This window comes from Brenneria alni (assembly GCF_003666245.1).
Lineage (GTDB): Bacteria > Pseudomonadota > Gammaproteobacteria > Enterobacterales > Enterobacteriaceae > Brenneria > Brenneria alni.
On the sequence record NZ_MJLZ01000115.1, the window covers coordinates 1 to 867 of the forward strand.

At 48.8% G+C, this 867-nt stretch carries 1 protein-coding gene; it reads left to right on the forward strand.

The window, feature by feature from the left end; all coding sequences use genetic code 11:
* Positions 1-109: 109 nt before the first annotated feature.
* Positions 110-867, forward strand: a 758-nt coding sequence (locus tag BIY29_RS19905) for an IS3 family transposase (protein ID WP_240630259.1), incomplete at its 3' end; no start/stop codon positions are given.

The window sequence follows — 867 nt, forward strand, 5'->3', positions numbered from 1 at the left end:
GGATACAGGAACTTGAAAAGCAGGTGCGGCAGTTGCAAAGCGACAATGACCTGTTAAAAAAGGCTTCAGCCTTCTTTGCCATGGAAATGAACAACGACAAAAAGTCGCGGTGAAGTTGAAGAAGGCGGGAGCAAATATCCAACAGGTATGCCGCTGCTTATCGCTCACGCGCAGCGTGTTTTATGCCCGGAGCCATCAGCCGATGATCAAACCGGATGTTCTTATATTGCACGCGGCAGTTAAGCATGTTCATGCTGAAATGGATGCCACATATGGCAGTCGGCGCATGTGCATTGAGTTACGGGAACAAGGTTTTAACGTAGGCAGATACCGAGTTCGCCAGATAATGAAAGCTCTGAAGCTGGTGGCTAAACGCCCTGGGCGTCATCGCTATCCACGCGGTGGGAAACCCGCTGTAGTGGCCGCTAATCTATTGAATCGGCAGTTTAATCCAGAGGCATTGAATACCTGGTGGTCAGGTGATATTACCTACTTGCGCACCGCTCAGGGATGGTTATATCTGGCTATCGTCATGGACTTATGTTCAAGAAAAATAGTCAGTTGGGCCTTCTCAGATAAACCTGACAGCGCTCTGACTACTCGGGCCTTGAGGCTGGCGGTAAATAAACGACGACCAACAGGGTCAGTGGTGTTTCATAGTGATCAAGGAGCGCAATATACCAGCGCGCAGTTCCAGTATTGCCAGGAGGAACTTGATGTGACAGGCAGTATGAGCCGGAAAGGAAACTGTCTGGATAATGCCGTTACAGAGAGGTTTTTCCGCAGTCTGAAAGCAGAAAGAGTTAACTATCGTCGCTATGAAACCCGAAGTCAGGGTATTGCAGACGTTATCGATTATATCGATAG